The sequence below is a fragment of the Streptomyces sp. CB00455 genome, from assembly GCF_001905445.1.
In the GTDB taxonomy this organism is placed as follows: Bacteria; Actinomycetota; Actinomycetes; order Streptomycetales; family Streptomycetaceae; genus Streptomyces.
In genome coordinates this window covers 461,497-478,261 of record NZ_LIVQ01000002.1, presented here as the reverse complement: position 1 = coordinate 478,261, position 16,765 = coordinate 461,497, and the positions used below count along the sequence as shown (strand labels likewise).

The window sequence follows — 16,765 nt, the reverse complement described above, 5'->3', positions numbered from 1 at the left end:
GGCTAGCGTCCCCTCGTCGATCAACTGCGTAAGCGCAGGGAATCTACGGGGGATCGCCCGCTGAACGTAAGACCCCGTCCGTATACCGGTCCGCGGGGCCCGCGCTCAGACGGCCGGCCGCTTGAGCCTGGCGACGAACTTGTACCGGTCGCCGCGGTACACCGACCGCACCCACTCCACCGGTTCGCCGCCGGCGTCCAGGGAGTGCCGGGAGAGCATCAGCATCGGCAGGCCGACGTCGGTGCCGAGCAGTCCGGCCTCGCGCGGGGTGGCCAGCGAGGTCTCGATGGTCTCCTCGGCCTCGGCGAGGTGGACGTCGTACACCTCTGCGAGGGCGGTGTAGAGGGAGGTGTACTTGACCAGCGAACGGCGCAGGGCGGGGAAGCGCTTGGCCGACAGGTGGGTGGTCTCGATGGCCATCGGCTCGCCGCTGGCCAGGCGCAGCCGCTCGATGCGCAGGACCCGTCCACCGGTGGTGATCTTCAGGAGTCCGGCGAGGGTGTCGTCCGCCGTGACGTAGCCGATGTCGAGCAGCTGGGAGGTCGGCTCCAGCCCCTGGGCCCGCATGTCCTCGGTGTACGAGGTCAGTTGCAGGGCCTGGGAGACCTTCGGCTTGGCGACGAAGGTGCCCTTGCCCTGGATCCGTTCCAGCCGGCCCTCGACCACGAGCTCCTGGAGGGCCTGGCGGACGGTGGTCCGCGAGGTGTCGAATTCGGCCGCCAGCGTGCGCTCCGGCGGCACCGGGGTGCCGGGCGGGAGGGTCTCGGTCATGTCGAGCAAGTGCCGCTTGAGGCGGTAGTACTTGGGAACGCGCGCCGTGCGGGTGGCCGCCCCGCCCTCCGGCTCCGTGATCGCCCCTTCGGTGGCCATCGCCGCCCGCCTTCCCGACTCCAGTTTCGCTGCCGTCACCGGCTCCTCCGATATGTGCGGTACATCGTGACACGTGCGGGGGGACAGGCCTTCTCTCCTGCCAGGTGTCGGTCCGATAACGGACCGAGCACCCGCTCATTAGACCCTTGACACCCCTAAAGGTCTAGGCCAAGCTCCAGCTGCTGGTCTAAACCAATATGGATCAGATCCCGGCCCCACGGCAGTACTTGGTGCGTACGTCACCGCGGCGGGCGAGGGAAGTTGCAGGCAGCATCCCTGAGGAGGGTGGCGTGAAGCGCAAGCTCATCGCGGCGGTCAGTGTCGCGGGCATGATGGCCACAGTCGCGGCATGCGGCAACGGCGGCGACGACAAGGGCAAGACCGACGCGGGTGGCGCCAAGGAGATCACCGTCTGGGTGATGGACGGCTCCGCGCCGAAGGCCTGGATCGACGAAGTCAACAAGGAGTTCTCGGCCAAGCACCCCGGTGTCACGGTCAAGGTCGAGGAACAGAAGTGGACCGGCATCCAGGAGAAGGTCACCACGGCCCTCTCCGAGGACACCCCGCCCGACGTCCTCGAACTCGGCAACACCCAGACCGCCGGCTACGCGGTCACCGGCGGTCTCGCCGACCTGACGGGTGACAAGTCCAAGCTCGGCGCCGACGCCTGGCAGAAGAGCATGCTCGCCTCGGCCGAGGTCGATGGCAAGCTCTACTCCGCCCCGTGGTACGCCGCCAACCGCGTCGTCATCTACGACAAGAAGGCCTTCGAGAAGGCCGGCGTCACCCCGCCGAAGACCCGCGACGAGTGGGTGGCCGGCCTGGAGAAGCTGAAGGCGGCCGACCCGGCCTCGCAGCCCATCTACCTCCCCGGCCAGAGCTGGTACGTCCTCGCCGGCCTCATCTGGGACGAGGGCGGCGACCTCGCCGTCAAGGACGGCGGCAAGTGGAAGGGCGGTCTCGGCACCCCCCAGGCCGCCTCCGCCATGGACTTCTACAAGAAGCTCCAGTCCTTCTCCACCGCCCCCAAGGACAAGGACGAGGCCAACCCGCAGCAGTCCACCGACATCGTCCCCAAGGGCGGCGTCGCCTCCTGGATCGGTCTCGGCTGGGAAGCCGGCGGAGCCGAGAAGGCCCTGAAGGAAGCGGGCAAGGAAGCCGACTTCGGCTACTTCCCGATCCCGGGCAAGACCGCGGAGAAGACCAGCACCGTCTTCCTCGGCGGCTCGAACCTCGCCGTGGCCGAGCGCTCCAAGAACAAGGACCTCGCCAAGGAGTGGCTGGCCCTCGCCGCCGGCAAGGACCAGATGACCAAGTACGCCGCCGAGACCAAGGGCGCCCTGCTCCCGAACCAGGCCGCGGCCAACTTCACCCCCGCCGCCGGCTCCTTCGCCGAGGCCATGGGCAAGGCCGGCGTCAACGGCAAGATCACCCCGGTCACCGCGGGCTGGGCGAACGTCGAGACCGAGCCGAACCCCATCAAGGAGTTCATGACCAAGGTCCTGAAGGGTGAGGACGCCGCCAAGGCCGGCGCGGACGCGGACAAGGAAATCGCGAACCGCATCAACAAGTAGCCCCTCCCCGCAGCACCCGCACCACCCAGCAGTGTGAACGCACCGGGGAGTGCGGCGGACGCCCGGACGCCCGCCGCGCCCCCGGTCGCGCATTTGACTCCACAGTCAACCGCGAGGAAGCCAAGCCATGACCGTGCACTCCCAGGGAGCGACGACCAGCGCTCCACAGGACGCACCACAGAAGTCAGCCGGACTGCCCACGGTGCCCGTCACCGCGGTCGGCCCCCGTCGAACGGCTCCTCGCGGGGGCCGCAGGCCGCTCCCCTCGGGATGGCTGCCCTACCTGCTGGTCGGGCCGGCCGTGCTCAGCCTCGCGACCCTGCTGCTGTACCCGCTGATCAAGAACGTGATCCTGTCCTTCCAGGACATCAACAAGATCGAGTTCATCCAGCGGAAGTACCCCTTCGCGGGCTTCGGCAACTACACCGAACTGCTCGGTGACACGACCTTCTGGACCGTCGTCGTCCGCAGCTTCGCCTTCACCCTGGCCAACGTCGCACTGATCATGGTGCTGGGCAGCCTGATCGGCATCCTGCTCAGCCGGCTCGGCACGTGGATGCGCCTGGTCCTGTCGATGGCGCTGGTCATGGCCTGGGCCATGCCGATCGTCGCCTCCGTCCAGGTCTTCCAATGGCTCTTCGACGAGCAGTTCGGCGTCATGAACTGGGTCATGCGCACCGCCGGCTTCTCCGGTTACGAACAGCACAACTGGTTCGAGACCGGCCTCTCCACTCTCACGATCGTCACGATCCTGGTGGTGTGGGGCTCCATCCCCTTCGTGGCCCTCAACATGTACGCCGGCCTGACCACGGTCGGCGCCGAGCTGTACGAGGCCGCCCGGATGGACGGCGCCAACGGCTGGCAGACCTTCTGGAAGATCGTCTTCCCGAACCTGAAGCCCTTCTTCCTCGTGACCACCTTCCTCGAAGTGATCTGGGTCTTCAAAGCCTTCACCCAGGTCTACGCGATGAAGAAGGGCGGCCCCGACCGCGCCTCCGAGATCCTCCCGGTCTTCGCCTACGTCGAGGGCCAGAGCCAGGCCCACTACGGCCTCGCCGCCGCCATCTCCGTCCTGACGATCCTGATCCTCGTGATCGTCATGTCCTTCTACTTCCGCCTGATCCTGAAGCAGGAGGAGGAGCAGTGAGCACGAGCACCGCCCCGAAGCCCGCGCCGGCCGCGGCGCCGTCCGCGAAGGCCCCGCAGCAGCTGCGCACCCGCCGCCCCGTCCGCCCCGCGGCCGTCGCCAAGAACGCGGGCGCCCTGCTCCTGGCGCTCCTCTTCGTCTTCCCGGTGTACTGGATGTTCTCCTCGGCACTCAAGCCGTCGAGCCAGATCCTCACCAAGGAACCGGTCTTCTTCTTCACCCCGACCCTGGACAACTTCACCAAGGCCACCGGCGTCACCAACTTCTGGACGTACGTCACCAACAGCGTCCTGGTCACCGCCGGCGCCGTCGTACTCGCCCTGCTCGTCGCCCTCGCCGCGAGCTTCGCCATCGCCCGCATGAAGTTCAAGGGCCGCAAGGGCCTCGTCCTCACCGTGATGATGGCCCAGATGGCCCCCTGGGAGGTCATGGTCATCGCGATGTACATGATCGCCCGCGACGGCGAGATGCTGAACAGCCTCCCGCTGCTCACCGCGATCTACTTCGTGATGATCCTCCCCTTCACCATCTGGACCCTGCGCGGCTTCATCGCCGCCGTCCCGGTGACCCTGGAGGAGGCCGCCCAGATCGACGGCTGCACCCGCGGCCAGGCCTTCCGCAAGGTGATCTTCCCCCTGCTGGCCCCCGGCCTGATGTCCACCTCGCTCTTCGGCTTCATCACCGCCTGGAACGAGTTCGCGATGGTCCTGATCCTGAACAAGGACAAGACCGCGCAGACCCTGCCCCTGTGGCTGACCGAATTCATGACGGCCTTCGGCAATGACTGGGGCGCCACCATGGCCGCGTCCTCGCTCTTCGCCGTGCCCGTCCTGCTCATCTTCGTCTTCCTCCAGCGCAAGGCCGTCGGCGGCATGACCGCCGGCGCCGTGAAGGGATAACGGCCCCATGACTGTCCTCGCGCACCGCGTCGACACGCTCACCCGTGACGCCCTCGCGGTCCTCCAGCCCGGCTTCGAAGGCACCACCGCTCCCGCCTGGCTGCTGCGCCGGCTCTCCGAAGGCCTCACCGCCGTCGGCCTGTTCGGTCGCAACATCGCCTCGCCCGAACAGCTCGCCGCGCTGACCGCGCAGCTGCGCGCCGAGCGCGACGACGTCCTGGTCGCCATCGACGAGGAGGGCGGAGACGTCACCCGCCTGGAGGCCAGGGGCGGCTCGTCCTTCCCCGGCAACCTGGCCCTCGGCGCCGTCGACGACACCGCCCTGACCCGGGACGTCGCCCGCGAGCTCGGACACCGCCTCGCCGCGTGCGGGGTCAACCTCAACTGGGCCCCCTCCGCGGACGTCAACTCCAACCCGGCCAACCCGGTCATCGGCGTACGGTCCTTCGGCGCCGACACCCGCCTCGCGGCCCGGCACACCGCCGCCTACGTCGAAGGGCTCCAGGCCGCCGGCGTCGCCGCCTGCACCAAGCACTTCCCCGGCCACGGAGACACCAGCGTCGACTCGCACCACGCGCTGCCCCGCATCGACGCCGACCTGGAAACCCTCCAGGCCCGCGAACTCGTCCCGTTCGCGGCGGCCATCGAAGCCGGCACCAAGGCCGTCATGAGCGCGCACATCCTGGTGCCCGCGCTCGACCCCACCCGCCCGGCCACGCTCAGCCCGCAGATCCTGACCGGCCTGCTGCGCAAGGAACTGGGCTACGAGGGGCTGATCGTCACCGACGGCATGGAAATGAACGCCATCGCCGGGACGTACGGCATCGAGCGCGGCTCCGTCCTGGCCATCGCGGCCGGCGCCGACGCCATCTGCGTGGGCGGTGGACTGGCCGACGAGGCGACCGTGCTGCGGCTGCGCGACGCGCTCGTCGCCGCCGTACGCGAAGGCGTCCTGCCCGAGGAGCGGCTCGCCGACGCCGCCGCCCGGGTCCGGACCCTCGCCGAATGGACCCGCAGCCTCCGGCCGGACGCGCGGCCGGAGGGGAGCCGCGCATCCGGCATTGGCCTGACCGCCGCCCGTCTCGCGCTGGTCGTCTCGGGCACGGCCGCCCCGGTCGCCGCGCCCTACGTGGCCACGCTCGCCCCCGTCGTGAACATCGCGGTCGGCGACGAGACCCCGTGGGGGCCGGCGGCCGAGCTCGCGGAGCTGCTCCCGGGGACGGCCTCGGGCGTCTACCCGCAGGGCTGCGCCGCCGGTGACGTACTGGCGGCCGCGGGGGAGCGGACCGTCGTCGCGGTGGTCCGCGACGCCCACCGCCACCCGTGGATGGCCGAGGTACTGGACGCGCTCGTCGCGGCCCGCCCGGACACCGTGGTCGTGGAGATGGGCGTACCGACGGCCGAACCCAGGGGGGCCCTGTACGTGGCCACGCACGGCGCCTCCCGCGTCTGCGGCCGCGCAGCCGCCGAGGTCATCGCGGGCCGGCGCCCCCACTAGGCCGCTGCCGGGACGCAGGCGAGGGCCGGGCGCCGAGGAGGGAGGCCCGGCCCTCAGTCACGTCCCGGGGCCGGCCTGCCGTCGGGGCATCCGCAGGGGCGCCGCCCGACCGCGAGCCGCACGGGCTCCGGCTGCAGGACGACGGACCGCGGCGGGGGGACCCCACCCGGCTGAAGGCGGTCGTGGACGGGGCGTACGGGGCCCGCTACGCCCTCGGCGAGGGGGCGCGGGGCTCAGGCCCCGGGCCGCGCGGGGATCCGTCCCGGCGGCGGCGCACCCCACCCGCCGGGCCGGGCTCCCTGGAACGCGGAACGCGGACGGGCCGGGCGCCCCCGAGGGGGAGCCCGGCCGTCACGGCCGCACGGCCTAAAGGCCCTGCCAGGAAGGCTTGTCGGCGTAGGTGTGGCGGAAGTAGTCGGCCAGCTTGAGCTTCGAGGCGGCGGCCTCGTCCACCACGACCGTGGCGTGCCGGTGCAGCTGCAGCGCGGAGGCCGGGACCAGCGCGGACAGCGGGCCCTCGACGGTCTGCGCGACGGCCTCGGCCTTGCTCTCGCCGGTGGCCAGCAGGACCAGGTGTCGGGCGTCGAGGATGGTGCCGATGCCCTGGGTGATGACGTGGTGGGGCACCTGTTCGAGGTCGTCCCCGAAGAAGCGCGCGTTGTCCACGCGGGTCTGCTCGGTCAGCGTCTTGATGCGGGTGCGGGAGGCCAGTGAGGAGCAGGGCTCGTTGAAGCCGATGTGGCCGTCCGTGCCGATACCCAGCAGCTGGAGGTCGACGCCGCCGGCCTGCGCCAGGGCACGGTCGTAGGCGTCGCACGCGCCGACGATGTCCTCGGCCGAGCCGTCGGGGCCCATGAAGGCGGCCTCGGACAGGCCCAGCGGTTCGACGACCTCACGCAGCACGACCGCGCGGTAGGACTCGGGGTGGCCGGCGGGCAGGCCGACGTACTCGTCGAGCTGGCAGACGCGGGCCCTGGAGGCGTCCACCTCACCGGCCTTGACCTTCGCCGCGAGGGCCTCGTAGACGGGCAGCGGGGTCGAGCCGGTCGCCACGCCCAGCAGGGCGTCGGGCTTGCGGCGGACCAGGGCGGCCATGGCCTCCGCGATGAGTTCGCCGCCTGCCTTGGCGTCCGGGACGATGACAACTTCCACGCGGGGCCTGCCGATCTGAGAAGGGTATGGGCATGTTGTGGTATAGACCAATCTACCAGAGCCGGCCCTTCCCCGCCGGGGTCCGCGCCCCATTCCATGGTGGTCCGGATCCCCGTGCGCGCATCCCGGCGGGGGGCCTCTGCTGCCGGCGGGCAAGGGTGCGCGGGCAGCGGCTCCGGGCGGATGTCCCTCGCCCGCGCGCGGGCAGGCGGGGGGCGGGGAAGGGGGGTGGGGAAGAGGGGGCGGGGGGCTGCGGGCTGCGGCGCGGACTGCGCGCGCTCGCCGCCGGAAGGAAAAGGGCCCCTGAAATTCCTCTGGGCCACGGTGCAGGACGGGACCCTCGACCCGCCCGGCACCGTAGCCCGGAGTACTTACGGCCGAGGGTGTGCGGTTCCCGCGGCCGGTTGGGAGGAGCCTGCGCGGTCAGGGCAGAGCGCGCGGCTTACCTCGATCCGTCCTCCTGTGCGGGGAGGGCGGAAGCTGTGAGCAATTGTGGACTAGACCAATCTCTTCTGTCCATCCAAGCGCGACGCCGCAAGGCCGTCGCTTCCTCCAACAGTACGCGGCCTGCGGGCCTCCTGGATACTCCCCGGAATCGCACTGCGGAAAGTCATGGCCCCTACCCGGGGTACGCTCGCCACGTGCCCTCCATGAACGACCTCGTACGCCAGCACACAGCTCTCGGTGAAACCGACCTGGAGTGGCTCCACCTGCTGGTCTCGGAGTGGCAGCTGCTCTCCGACCTGTCCTTCGCCGACCTGGTGCTCTGGGTCCCGACGCTCGACGGCTCCCGGTACGTCTCGGTCGCCCAGATGCGCCCGAACACCGGCCCCACCTCGTACCAGGACGACATGGTCGGCCACCTGGTGCCCCGCGGCCGGCGCCCCCTGCTCGACGCCGCGCTGGACGAGGGCCGGATCGTGCGCGAGGGCGACCCGGAATGGCGCGAGGAGGTGCCGGTCCGCGTCGAGTCGATCCCGGTGCGCCGCGAGGGCCGGGTCCTGGGCGTGATCGCCCGCAACACCAACCTGCTCACCGTGCGCACACCGAGCCGGCTGGAGCTGACCTACCTCCAGTCCGCCTCCGACCTGGCCCAGATGATCGCGGCCGGCTCCTTCCCCTTCCCCGGCCAGCAGGTCGACATGGACGCCTCCCCGCGCGTCGGGGACGGGCTGATCCGGCTCGACGCGGACGGCGTGGTCACCTACGCCTCCCCGAACGCGCTCTCCGCCTACCACCGGCTCGGCCTCGCCTCCGACCTGGTCGGTCAGCACCTCGGCGACACCACCACCGAACTCGCCCCCTCCCGGGGCCCGGTGGACGAGGCCCTCGTCAAGCTGGCCAGCGGCTGGGCCCCGAGGGAGACCGAAGTCGAGGGCAACGGCGGCGTCATCCAGCTGCGCGCCATCCCGCTCAAGCCGAAGGGGGTCCGGATCGGCTCCCTGGTGCTCTGTCGCGACGTCACCGAACTGCGCCGTCGCGAGCGTGAGCTGATCACCAAGGACGCCACCATCCGGGAGATCCACCACCGGGTGAAGAACAACCTCCAGACCGTGGCCGCGCTGCTCAGGCTCCAGGCCCGCCGGATGGATTCGGAAAGCGGCCGCGAGGCCCTCAACGAGGCCGTGCGCCGCGTCGGTTCGATCGCGATCGTGCACGAGACGCTGTCTCAGAACCTGGACGAGCGGGTCGAGTTCGACGAGATCGCCGACCGCGTGATCGCGATGGTCTCCGAGATCTCGCCGGGGAAGGTCGACTGCCGGCGCACCGGCCGCTTCGGGATCCTGGACGCCGAGGTCGCCACGCCGCTGTCGATGGTGCTGACCGAGATCCTGCAGAACGCTCTGGAGCACGCTTTCACCCAGGGGGAGCGGGGCACCGTGGAAGTCTCCGCGACCCGCACCGGATCGGGCCGCACCGACGGCCGGCTGCTGATCACCGTCCTCGACGACGGCCGCGGCCTGCCCGAAGGCTTCGACCCCCAGCGGGCCGGCAACCTCGGGCTCCAGATCGTACGGACCCTCGTGGAAGGGGAGCTCGGCGGCACCTTCGACATGGTCCGGGCGCAGCCGCGCGGCACCAAGGTCGTCCTCGACGTACCGTCCAGCCCGCAGAAGTAGCCGCGCGCCCCCGTCGTCACCCAGCGTGACGGTTCTCGTTCCGGACAGCACTGAGCCCCGGAGCCGAGGCGCCCCCAGCTACTGCTGGAGGCCTTCCCGGTCCGGGGCTCAAGAGCACGTTGCCAAGCGCTTGTCAGGTACTACGCGCTGCGCGTCGAGGCTCGAAAGTCGTTGTCAGGCGCTTGCGTTGCGCGCCCGGTTGCGAGCGGCGCGGCGCTTCATCGCGCGGCGCTCGTCCTCGCTGAGGCCGCCCCAGACGCCGGAGTCCTGACCGGACTCGAGCGCCCACTGCAGGCACTGCTCCATCACGGGGCAGCGACGGCAGACGGCCTTGGCTTCCTCGATCTGCAGCAGCGCAGGACCGGTGTTGCCGATGGGGAAGAAGAGCTCGGGGTCTTCCTCGCGGCAAACGGCGTTGTGACGCCAGTCCATGGCTGCTCCATCTCCTTGTATTACGGGCAGGTTGCTTGTGAATGTGAACGCTTTCACGAATCCCCCCGTGAGGGAAGGGCGACCACCCAGAAGTGCAGGGGGGAGGTCCGAGATGCGTGGAGGGGTTCTGGCGGTCTTCGTGGGTGCCGGGTTCTGCGGGCTGTCCCGATCGCCATGTAGAGATTCGCAAACCTCGGACGGGGATACAACCCCTTCCGGAAAGTTTTTTTTGATTCGTCGGTGTCGACTAGGTCACAGCCCTACTTCGTGGGGGTGGACCGGCGTGTAAACGTTCGAGTGAAAGGACTTTGGGCCCTTCCACTCACACAATCACACGCAGTGCACGGCGTACGCCTGTGAACCGAACGCTGGTGCGCAGGCCGAGGTGGTCGCCGTCCATCTGGAAGGGAAGCGGAACCTTCGAATGCAAGGTGAAGTCGGTCAGATCGTGCAGAGACACCGCGTGCTTGCCGTGCGGCCCCCGCTCAGGAGTCGAGGTCAGGAGCTGTGTCGCGTAGCGGGCGACCGCCGGAGTTGACAAACGGTCGAGCGCCAGCACGTCAAGTGCCGTGTCGAAGGACGCGTCCGGAGAGGCGTAAAGCGGGCGATTGCCCAGATACGTCCACGGCGAGGTGTTGCACACTATCGACAGCACCAGATCCGTCACCGGATCCGCGCCGGGGCGCTCCAGGGTGACCGTACCGTGCCGGCGGTTGGGCTCGTCCCAGAACTGGCGCATCAACTGCCGTACGTACAGGGCGTGCGTCGAACGCTTGCCGCGCTCGCGCTGTTGTTCCACCCGCCCCACCACACCCGCGTCGAAGCCGAAGCCCGCGCAGAAGGTGAACCAGCGCGCCGGGACCGACTCGTCCTCCGTACCCGGGGTGCCGGCCGCCAGACCCAGGCCCACCGTCCGCTCGCGGCGCTCCCGCAACGCGTCCAGCAAGGCGCCGGTCGCCTCGACCGCGTCGTTCGGCAGGCCGAGGGCGCGGGCGAACACGTTCGTGGAGCCGCCCGGCACCACCGCCAGCCGCGGCAGCCGCTCCGGATCGGGCCCGTCGTGCAGCAGCCCGTTGACCACCTCGTTGACCGTGCCGTCCCCGCCCAGGGCCACGATCAGGTCGAGCCCCTCGTGCGCGGCCCTGCGCCCCAGGTCCCGGGCGTGCCCCCGGTACTCGGTGGTCACCGCTTCCAGCTTCATCTCGCTGGCCAGGGCGTGGGTCAGGACGTCACGCGTGCGCGCACTGGTGGTCGTCGCTGCTGGGTTGGCCACGAGAAGTGCACGCATGAGCGCCAGCCTACCCACCCCCTCGCATGCGGGCCCTACTGCCCGTCCCCTCCGGTCCACGGGGTCCGCGGCTACCCTGCACGGGTGAGTAAGAAGCAGCCTCCGCAGGCCACCACCCCCGCCGCAGCCGAGCCCGCAGCCGAGTCCGCGGCGCTGCCCGGGCGGCTGACCGCCGCCGCCGTGCTGACGGCCCTGGAGGGCCTGGCCCTGGCCGGCCTCGGCGTCTACATGCTCTTCGTCGGCATCGCCGGCGACCCCGACTCCCCGCAGCAGGCCGAGACCGGCGGGGTCACCCTGCTCGCGCTCGCCGCGCTGCCGCTGATCGCGGCCCGCGGGCTGCGTCTGGGCCGCCGCTGGAGCCGCGGACCGGCCCTGATCACCCAGCTGATGGCGCTGCCGGTGGCGTGGACGCTGTACAGCACCGGCGGCGCCGTGATCGCCGCCGCCGTGGCGCTCGCCGCGGCCGCGGTGGCCGTCGTGGCCCTGCTCGTGAACCCGACCGCGACCGTGGCGCTCGGCATCGGGCCCCGCGAAGGGACCCGATAGCCGCGGGCGCTACTCCTCGACGAGGAGCTTCTCGCGGAGCTGGGCCAGGGTCCGGGCCAGCAGGCGCGAGACGTGCATCTGGGAGATGCCGACCTCCTGCGCGATCTGCGACTGGGTCATGTTGCCGAAGAACCGCAGCAGCAGGATCCGCTTCTCCCGCGGCGGCAGGCCCTCCAGTAGCGGCTTGAGGGACTCGCGGTACTCGACGCCCTCCAGGGCCTCGTCCTCCGCGCCCAGGGTGTCCGCGACCGCCGGCGACTCGTCGTCGGTGTCCGGGACGTCCAGGGAGAGCGTGCTGTAGGCGTTGGCGGATTCCAGCCCCTCCAGCACCTCCTCCTCGGAGATCCCCAGCCGTTCGGCCAGTTCGTGCACCGTGGGGGAGCGGCCGTGCTGCTGCGACAGCTCCGCCGTGGCCGTCGTCAGCGAGAGCCGCAGCTCCTGCAGGCGGCGCGGCACCCGCACCGCCCAGCCCTTGTCGCGGAAGTGGCGCTTGATCTCACCGACCACCGTGGGCGTGGCGTACGTGGAGAATTCGACCCCGCGGTCCGGGTCGAACCGGTCCACGGACTTGATCAGGCCGATGGTCGCGACCTGCGTCAGGTCGTCGAGCGGCTCGCCCCGATTGCGAAAGCGCCGGGCCAGGTGCTCGACGAGCGGCAGGTGCATCCGCACGAGGCGGTTGCGCAGCTCGGCCTTCTCCGGCGAGCCGTCGGGCAGTGCCCGCAGCTCGATGAACAGCGCCCGCGCGCCGCTGCGGTCGCGCGGGTCCGGCAGCGGCGGGGTCACCGCGAACGCCGCCGCCGCGGCCGGCGGCACATCCGCGGGCGCCACTGGAACCGCCGGGGCCGCGGCAGCGGTCCCCGGTGGCTGTGCCGGCTGTGGTTCTTCGTGCTGGTTCTCGCTCACAGGGCCCGCCCGTCGCTCCGCCGAGTCCAAAAAGCCGTCTTCCGCATCCGCGTCAGCCGGGTGCGGCCGGGCGTGCTGCTGCTCCGGGATGCCGCCGTCGACCTCGTGCCGTACCCGGGGCCGATCCCCGCCCCGCACCGGGATCTCCCCGCCGCTCACGCCGGGCCTGGTCCCGCGCCGCGCTGTTTGTAGAGACTGATGCTCACCGTCCGGTCCTCCTCGACGGTCGACTCGACCTTGCCGGCCAGCGCCGACAGCACGGTCCAGGCGAACGTGTCGCGCTCGGGCGCACGGCCGTCCGTGGTCGGCGCCGAGACGGTCACCTCCAGCGAATCGTCCACCAGCCGGAAGACGCAGCTGAGGACGGAGCCGGGCACGGCCTGCTGGAGCAGGATCGCGCAGGCCTCGTCCACCGCGATGCGGAGGTCCTCGATCTCGTCGAGGGTGAAGTCCAAACGTGCCGCGAGGCCGGCCGTGGCCGTCCGCAGCACCGACAGGTAGGCACCCGCCGCGGGCAGCCGGACTTCCACGAAGTCCTGGGTCCCGGGCTCGCCTGCGATCTGGGACACCCTCACCTCCAAGGTGGTACGAGCTCTGTTCGCCGGTGACGCTATCGCGATCCGGGCGATCGTGTCGCGGCGCCCCTCGTGGAGCCCGCTGGGGGGCACCCCTTCCCGCATCCAGTGACTGATGGTAAGCCCATGGGTACGCTCAGTGGCTAGGGGTGTGCGGAGTCAAATCGGGGGAACCGGCGGAGGGTTGACCTACCCCGCCTCAGACGATCGAACCGTCGACGAAACACCAGCGCCAGATCTCGCCCGGTTCGAAGCTCCTCATCACCGGATGGCCGGTCTCCCGGTGGTGCGCCGTGGCGTGCCGGTGGGGCGAGGAGTCGCAGCAGGCGACGTGCCCGCACCCCAGGCACATCCGCAGCTGGACCGGATGACTGCCGATCGCCAGACATTCGGGACAGGTCTGGTCAGACGGTACCGGCTCGGGGCGCGGCAGTTCGGCAACGTGGATGCACTCGCTCATGATGGCCAGCGTACGTCCAGCGCCCGGCCGAACGCGGGTGCGCGGGGGCTCACGACGAACACGGATGGGATCTTCGATGGAGGTATTGCCGCTGGTGGCGCTGATCGCCGGCAGCGCGGCCGTCGCGGGGTCGGCCCGCCGCACGCGCGTGCCGGCGCCGCTGCTGCTGGTCGCCGCCGGGATCGCGGCGTCCTACGTGCCGGGGGTCCCCTCGTACGCGCTCGACCCGCACATCGTGCTGCCGCTGCTGCTCCCGCCCCTGCTGCACACGGCCGCCGTGGACAGCTCCTACCTCGACCTGAGGGCGAACCTGCGGCCCATCGCGATGCTGTCGGTGGGCTACGTCCTGTTCGCGACGCTCGCCGTGGGCTACGCCGCCTACCTCGTGGTCCCCGGCCTGTCGCTGCCGGTGGCGCTGGTCCTGGGCGCGGTCGTCGCCCCGCCCGACGCGGTGGCGGCCACCGCCATCGCCCGCAAGCTCCGGCTGCCCAACCGGATCACGACCATCCTCCAGGGTGAGTCGCTGGTCAACGACGCCACCGCCATCACCGCGTACAACGTGGCGCTCGCGGCGGCCGTGGGGGTGAGCGCCGGCTGGGCCGGTGGGATCGCGGAGTTCCTGCTGGCCTCGGTCGGCGGGGTCGGGGTGGGCCTGCTGCTGATGGTGCCCATCCACCAGCTGCGCAAGCGGCTGAGGGAGCCGCTGCTCCAGAACACCCTCTCGCTGCTGATCCCCTTCGTGGCGTACGCGGCGGCGGAGCGGGTGCACGCCTCGGGCGTGCTCGCGGTGGTCGTGGTGGCCCTGTACCTCGGGCACCGCAACTGGCAGGTCGACTTCGCCACCCGGCTCCAGGAGGAGGCGGTGTGGAAGGTGGTCGCCTTCGTGCTGGAGTCGGTGGTCTTCGCGCTGATCGGACTCCAGCTGCCGCTGGTCCTTCGGGGACTGCGGGAGTACGAGGGCGCGCAGGCGGCCTGGTACGCGATCGCGGTGTTCCTCGCCGTGGTGGTGTCCCGCTTCCTGTGGGTCTTCCCGGCGACCTTCGTGCCGCGCTGGGTGTCGGAGCGGATCCGCACGCGGGAGCCGGAGACGACCTGGAAAGCGCCGGTGGTCGTGGGGTGGGCCGGGATGCGCGGGGTGGTCTCGCTGGCCATCGCCTTCTCGGTGCCGATGACGGTGCCGCACCGGGACCTGATCCTGTTCCTGACCTTCACGACGGTCATCGGGACGCTGGTGGTGCAGGGGCTGACGCTGCCGCCGCTGATCAGGCTTCTCAGGCTGCCGGCGCGGGACCTCCAGGCCGAGACGCTGGCGGAGGCGCAGGCCCAGAGCGAGGCGTCCCGGGCAGCGGAGGAGCGGCTGGCGGAGCTGCTGGAGGAGCCGGAGAACAGCACGCTGCCGCCACCGCTGGCGGACCGGCTGCGGACGGTGATGGAGCGCCGGCGCAACGCGGTGTGGGAACGGCTGGGCGAGGTCAACGCGGTGACCGGCGAATCGGCGGACGACGTCTACCGGCGTCTCGCACGCGAGATGATCGGGGCCGAGCGGGAGGTCTTCGTCTCCCTGCGGGACGGGCGCCGGATCGACGACGAGATGCTGCGGGCGCTGCTGCGCCGCCTGGACCTCGAGGAGGCGGCGGCGTACCGCGAGGAAACGGCTTAACCGGGGGCGGCCGCGCGGCGGGGTCGGGTCCGCAGGGCGGCTACGGGCGCCGCTACGGGCGGCCCGTGATCACGGCGGTCAGGGCCGTGCCCCGGGGGAAGCGGCCCGCGGCGCTCAGCTCCACGAGCGCCCACAGGAGCTTCGCCACGTAGATGCGCTCGACCGGCAGTCCGTGCCGGTCCTCGAACTCGGCGGCGAAGCCCTCCAGGGCGTCCGGCACCCTCGCGTACCCCCCGTGGTGGAACCCCTCGGCCAGGGCCCAGTCCCCGGCCGGCCCGCCGAAGGCCCGCCGCTGGAGGGAACGTATCTCCGCCTCCAGGAAGCCGCCCGCCAGCACCGGCACGCCCAGCGCCCGCCCGTCGGGCCCGAGCCCGGCTGCCAGCCCGGCAAGGGTGCCGCCCGTACCGCAGGCCACCGCCGCGATGTCGGTGGATCCCCGCAGTTCCCGGCCCAGCTCCGCGCACCCCGTCAGGGCCAGGGCGTTGCTGCCGCCCTCCGGGATGACGTACGCGCCCTGCGCACCGGCCCCGGCCAGCAGCCCGGCCTGGATCCCGGGCTCGGCCTTGCGGCGGTACTCGCAGCGGGGGACGAAGTGCAGCCGCATGCCGTCCGCGGCGCACCGGGCCAGCGAGTCGTTGAGGGGCCGGCCCGCCAGTTCCTCGCCGCGCACGACTCCGACCGTCCGCAGGCCGAGCAGCCGGCCGGCCGCCGCGGTGGCCCGCAGGTGGTTGGAGTAGGCGCCCCCGAAGGTGACCAGTTCGCCGTGGCCCGCCGCGACCGCGGCCCGGAGGTTCGGCGCGAGCTTGCGCCACTTGTTCCCGGGCAGCTCCGGGTGCACCAGGTCGTCCCGCTTGAGCAGCAGGCGTACCCCGTGCCGGTCGAACCGCGTGTCGCGGACCTCCTGCAACGGGGACGGCGGGCGTGGCTGCAGGAGCACGTCAAGGTTCGAGGGGCGGTTCACCCGTCCATTGTGGAGCGCTCGTGCCCGGGCCGCGGCGGGGCGGGCGGGACGGGCTACTTGAGACGTTCCGTCACGCGGGCGCGCAGGGAGTTCATGGTGAAGCCCTTGGGGTCGATCTTGCCCGGCTGCCACTCCAGGTGGCCGATCACCGAGCGGGCCGTCCAGGCGTGGATCCGGCAGACGGCCGCCGCGGCGCGGGTGATGGCGTCGAGCTGGGCCTCGGGCCAGGGGTCCTTGCCGTCGCCGAGGTTCTCGCACTCGAAGCCGTAGAAGTGGCGGTTGCCGTCGGTGGTCGCCTCGTTGTCGGGTGGGAGCCGCTTCTCGGCGATCACGGCTGCCAGCACGTCCGGATCGCCGGCGCCGGCGTGGTTGGCGCGGCCGTAGCCAACGAGGTGGACGCGGCCGTCCTTGGTGATCACGCCGTGGCAGAGCGGGCCCGGCAGGGCGCTGTCACCGTCTCGGCAGAGCTGGACGGTGTAGGAGGTGCCGTGGGTGACGGTGTGGTGGATCATCACGCCGTGCACGGGGCCCCAGGGGCCCTTGTGGTTGCGGTTGTGGGTGCGCCAGGCGCCCACCTGGACGACGGTCAGGCCCTCGGCCCGCAGGGCCCCGATGAAACGGTCCGCGGACATGGGTGCGGACATGGCCGCCTCCTTCGTTGCGGTGCACGGCGGGCA

General features: G+C 71.3%; 16 protein-coding genes. 7 read left to right on the top strand and 9 right to left on the bottom strand.

The window, feature by feature from the left end; translation table 11 throughout:
- Positions 1-105: 105 nt before the first annotated feature.
- Entirely contained in the window at positions 106-870 is a 765-nt protein-coding gene (locus AMK16_RS09565; RefSeq protein WP_073911788.1) for a GntR family transcriptional regulator, read from the bottom strand.
- A 290-nt stretch (positions 871-1,160) separates the two neighbouring features.
- On the opposite strand from AMK16_RS09565, the gene AMK16_RS09560 reads away from it, so the two are divergent.
- From AMK16_RS09560 to AMK16_RS09545, 4 genes are all read left to right on the top strand, one after another.
- Positions 1,161-2,444, top strand: coding sequence for an extracellular solute-binding protein (locus tag AMK16_RS09560; RefSeq protein ID WP_073911785.1), 1,284 nt, complete (start codon positions 1,161-1,163; stop codon positions 2,442-2,444).
- 127 nt (positions 2,445-2,571) lie between these two features.
- The gene (locus AMK16_RS09555; RefSeq protein WP_073911782.1) at positions 2,572-3,591 is read left to right on the top strand and encodes a carbohydrate ABC transporter permease; all 1,020 of its coding nucleotides are present in this window, start codon (positions 2,572-2,574) and stop codon (positions 3,589-3,591) included.
- A gap of 62 nt (positions 3,592-3,653) precedes the next feature.
- Positions 3,654-4,490, top strand: a complete 837-nt coding sequence (locus AMK16_RS09550) for a carbohydrate ABC transporter permease (protein WP_073913505.1) — start codon at positions 3,654-3,656, stop codon at positions 4,488-4,490.
- A gap of 7 nt (positions 4,491-4,497) precedes the next feature.
- Positions 4,498-5,988 carry a glycoside hydrolase family 3 protein gene (locus tag AMK16_RS09545; protein ID WP_073911778.1) on the top strand — a complete coding sequence of 497 codons (1,491 nt, stop codon included), beginning with the start codon at positions 4,498-4,500 and terminating at the stop codon, positions 5,986-5,988.
- A gap of 366 nt (positions 5,989-6,354) precedes the next feature.
- On the opposite strand, the gene nagB is transcribed toward AMK16_RS09545, so the two are convergent.
- Complete coding sequence (nagB, locus tag AMK16_RS09540; protein WP_073911774.1) at positions 6,355-7,140, bottom strand: glucosamine-6-phosphate deaminase; 786 nt, start codon at positions 7,138-7,140, stop codon at positions 6,355-6,357.
- A gap of 650 nt (positions 7,141-7,790) precedes the next feature.
- On the opposite strand from nagB, the gene AMK16_RS09535 reads away from it, so the two are divergent.
- A complete protein-coding gene (locus tag AMK16_RS09535) occupies positions 7,791-9,260 on the top strand; it encodes a sensor histidine kinase (RefSeq protein WP_199885421.1) in 1,470 nt (489 codons plus the stop codon).
- 174 nt (positions 9,261-9,434) lie between these two features.
- Here AMK16_RS09535 and AMK16_RS09530 read toward each other — a convergent pair whose 3' ends face one another.
- Together AMK16_RS09530 and AMK16_RS09525 are read right to left on the bottom strand one after the other, a co-directional pair.
- Positions 9,435-9,692: a WhiB family transcriptional regulator gene (locus AMK16_RS09530; RefSeq protein WP_003953983.1), complete on the bottom strand. Its 258-nt coding sequence runs from the start codon at positions 9,690-9,692 to the stop codon at positions 9,435-9,437.
- A gap of 322 nt (positions 9,693-10,014) precedes the next feature.
- On the bottom strand, positions 10,015-10,980 hold the full coding sequence (locus tag AMK16_RS09525) for a diacylglycerol/lipid kinase family protein (protein ID WP_073911766.1): 966 nt from the start codon (positions 10,978-10,980) through the stop codon (positions 10,015-10,017).
- Between the two features lie 84 nt (positions 10,981-11,064).
- On the opposite strand from AMK16_RS09525, the gene AMK16_RS09520 reads away from it, so the two are divergent.
- On the top strand, positions 11,065-11,526 hold the full coding sequence (locus AMK16_RS09520) for a hypothetical protein (protein WP_073911762.1): 462 nt from the start codon (positions 11,065-11,067) through the stop codon (positions 11,524-11,526).
- Between the two features lie 9 nt (positions 11,527-11,535).
- On the opposite strand, the gene AMK16_RS09515 is transcribed toward AMK16_RS09520, so the two are convergent.
- The 3 genes from AMK16_RS09515 to AMK16_RS09505 all read right to left on the bottom strand — a co-directional run bounded on the left by AMK16_RS09515 (position 11,536) and on the right by AMK16_RS09505 (position 13,467).
- Positions 11,536-12,591, bottom strand: a complete 1,056-nt coding sequence (locus tag AMK16_RS09515) for an RNA polymerase sigma factor SigF (protein ID WP_073911759.1) — start codon at positions 12,589-12,591, stop codon at positions 11,536-11,538.
- Complete coding sequence (locus AMK16_RS09510; protein ID WP_030153599.1) at positions 12,588-13,001, bottom strand: anti-sigma regulatory factor; 414 nt, start codon at positions 12,999-13,001, stop codon at positions 12,588-12,590. Before AMK16_RS09510 ends, AMK16_RS09515 begins: the two co-directional genes overlap by 4 nt.
- 205 nt (positions 13,002-13,206) lie before the next feature.
- Positions 13,207-13,467 (bottom strand): UBP-type zinc finger domain-containing protein, encoded by a 261-nt coding sequence (locus AMK16_RS09505; RefSeq protein WP_073911755.1) that lies wholly within the window; start codon positions 13,465-13,467, stop codon positions 13,207-13,209.
- A 76-nt stretch (positions 13,468-13,543) separates the two neighbouring features.
- Here AMK16_RS09505 and AMK16_RS09500 point away from each other — a divergent pair, with 76 nt between their 5' ends.
- Complete coding sequence (locus AMK16_RS09500; protein ID WP_073911751.1) at positions 13,544-15,127, top strand: Na+/H+ antiporter; 1,584 nt, start codon at positions 13,544-13,546, stop codon at positions 15,125-15,127.
- Positions 15,128-15,179: 52 nt separating this feature from the next.
- On the opposite strand, the gene AMK16_RS09495 is transcribed toward AMK16_RS09500, so the two are convergent.
- Positions 15,180-16,088, bottom strand: a complete 909-nt coding sequence (locus AMK16_RS09495) for a 1-aminocyclopropane-1-carboxylate deaminase/D-cysteine desulfhydrase (RefSeq protein ID WP_073911748.1) — start codon at positions 16,086-16,088, stop codon at positions 15,180-15,182.
- A gap of 53 nt (positions 16,089-16,141) precedes the next feature.
- Positions 16,142-16,732, bottom strand: a complete 591-nt coding sequence (locus tag AMK16_RS09490; protein WP_199885393.1) for an N-acetylmuramoyl-L-alanine amidase — start codon at positions 16,730-16,732, stop codon at positions 16,142-16,144.
- Positions 16,733-16,765: the final 33 nt, after the last annotated feature.

What these genes read in the sequence shown, in the direction of transcription:
- AMK16_RS09565 (WP_073911788.1), bottom strand. Translation starts at nt 870, where the DNA reads ATGGCCACCGAAGGGGCGATCACGGAGCCGGAGGGCGGGGCGGCCACC.
- AMK16_RS09555 (WP_073911782.1), top strand. Translation starts at nt 2,572, where the DNA reads ATGACCGTGCACTCCCAGGGAGCGACGACCAGCGCTCCACAGGACGCA.
- AMK16_RS09545 (WP_073911778.1), top strand. Translation starts at nt 4,498, where the DNA reads ATGACTGTCCTCGCGCACCGCGTCGACACGCTCACCCGTGACGCCCTC.
- AMK16_RS09535 (WP_199885421.1), top strand. Translation starts at nt 7,791, where the DNA reads ATGAACGACCTCGTACGCCAGCACACAGCTCTCGGTGAAACCGACCTG.
- AMK16_RS09530 (WP_003953983.1), bottom strand. Translation starts at nt 9,692, where the DNA reads ATGGACTGGCGTCACAACGCCGTTTGCCGCGAGGAAGACCCCGAGCTC.
- AMK16_RS09525 (WP_073911766.1), bottom strand. Translation starts at nt 10,980, where the DNA reads ATGCGTGCACTTCTCGTGGCCAACCCAGCAGCGACGACCACCAGTGCG.
- AMK16_RS09505 (WP_073911755.1), bottom strand. Translation starts at nt 13,467, where the DNA reads ATGAGCGAGTGCATCCACGTTGCCGAACTGCCGCGCCCCGAGCCGGTA.
- AMK16_RS09500 (WP_073911751.1), top strand. Translation starts at nt 13,544, where the DNA reads ATGGAGGTATTGCCGCTGGTGGCGCTGATCGCCGGCAGCGCGGCCGTC.
- AMK16_RS09490 (WP_199885393.1), bottom strand. Translation starts at nt 16,732, where the DNA reads ATGTCCGCACCCATGTCCGCGGACCGTTTCATCGGGGCCCTGCGGGCC.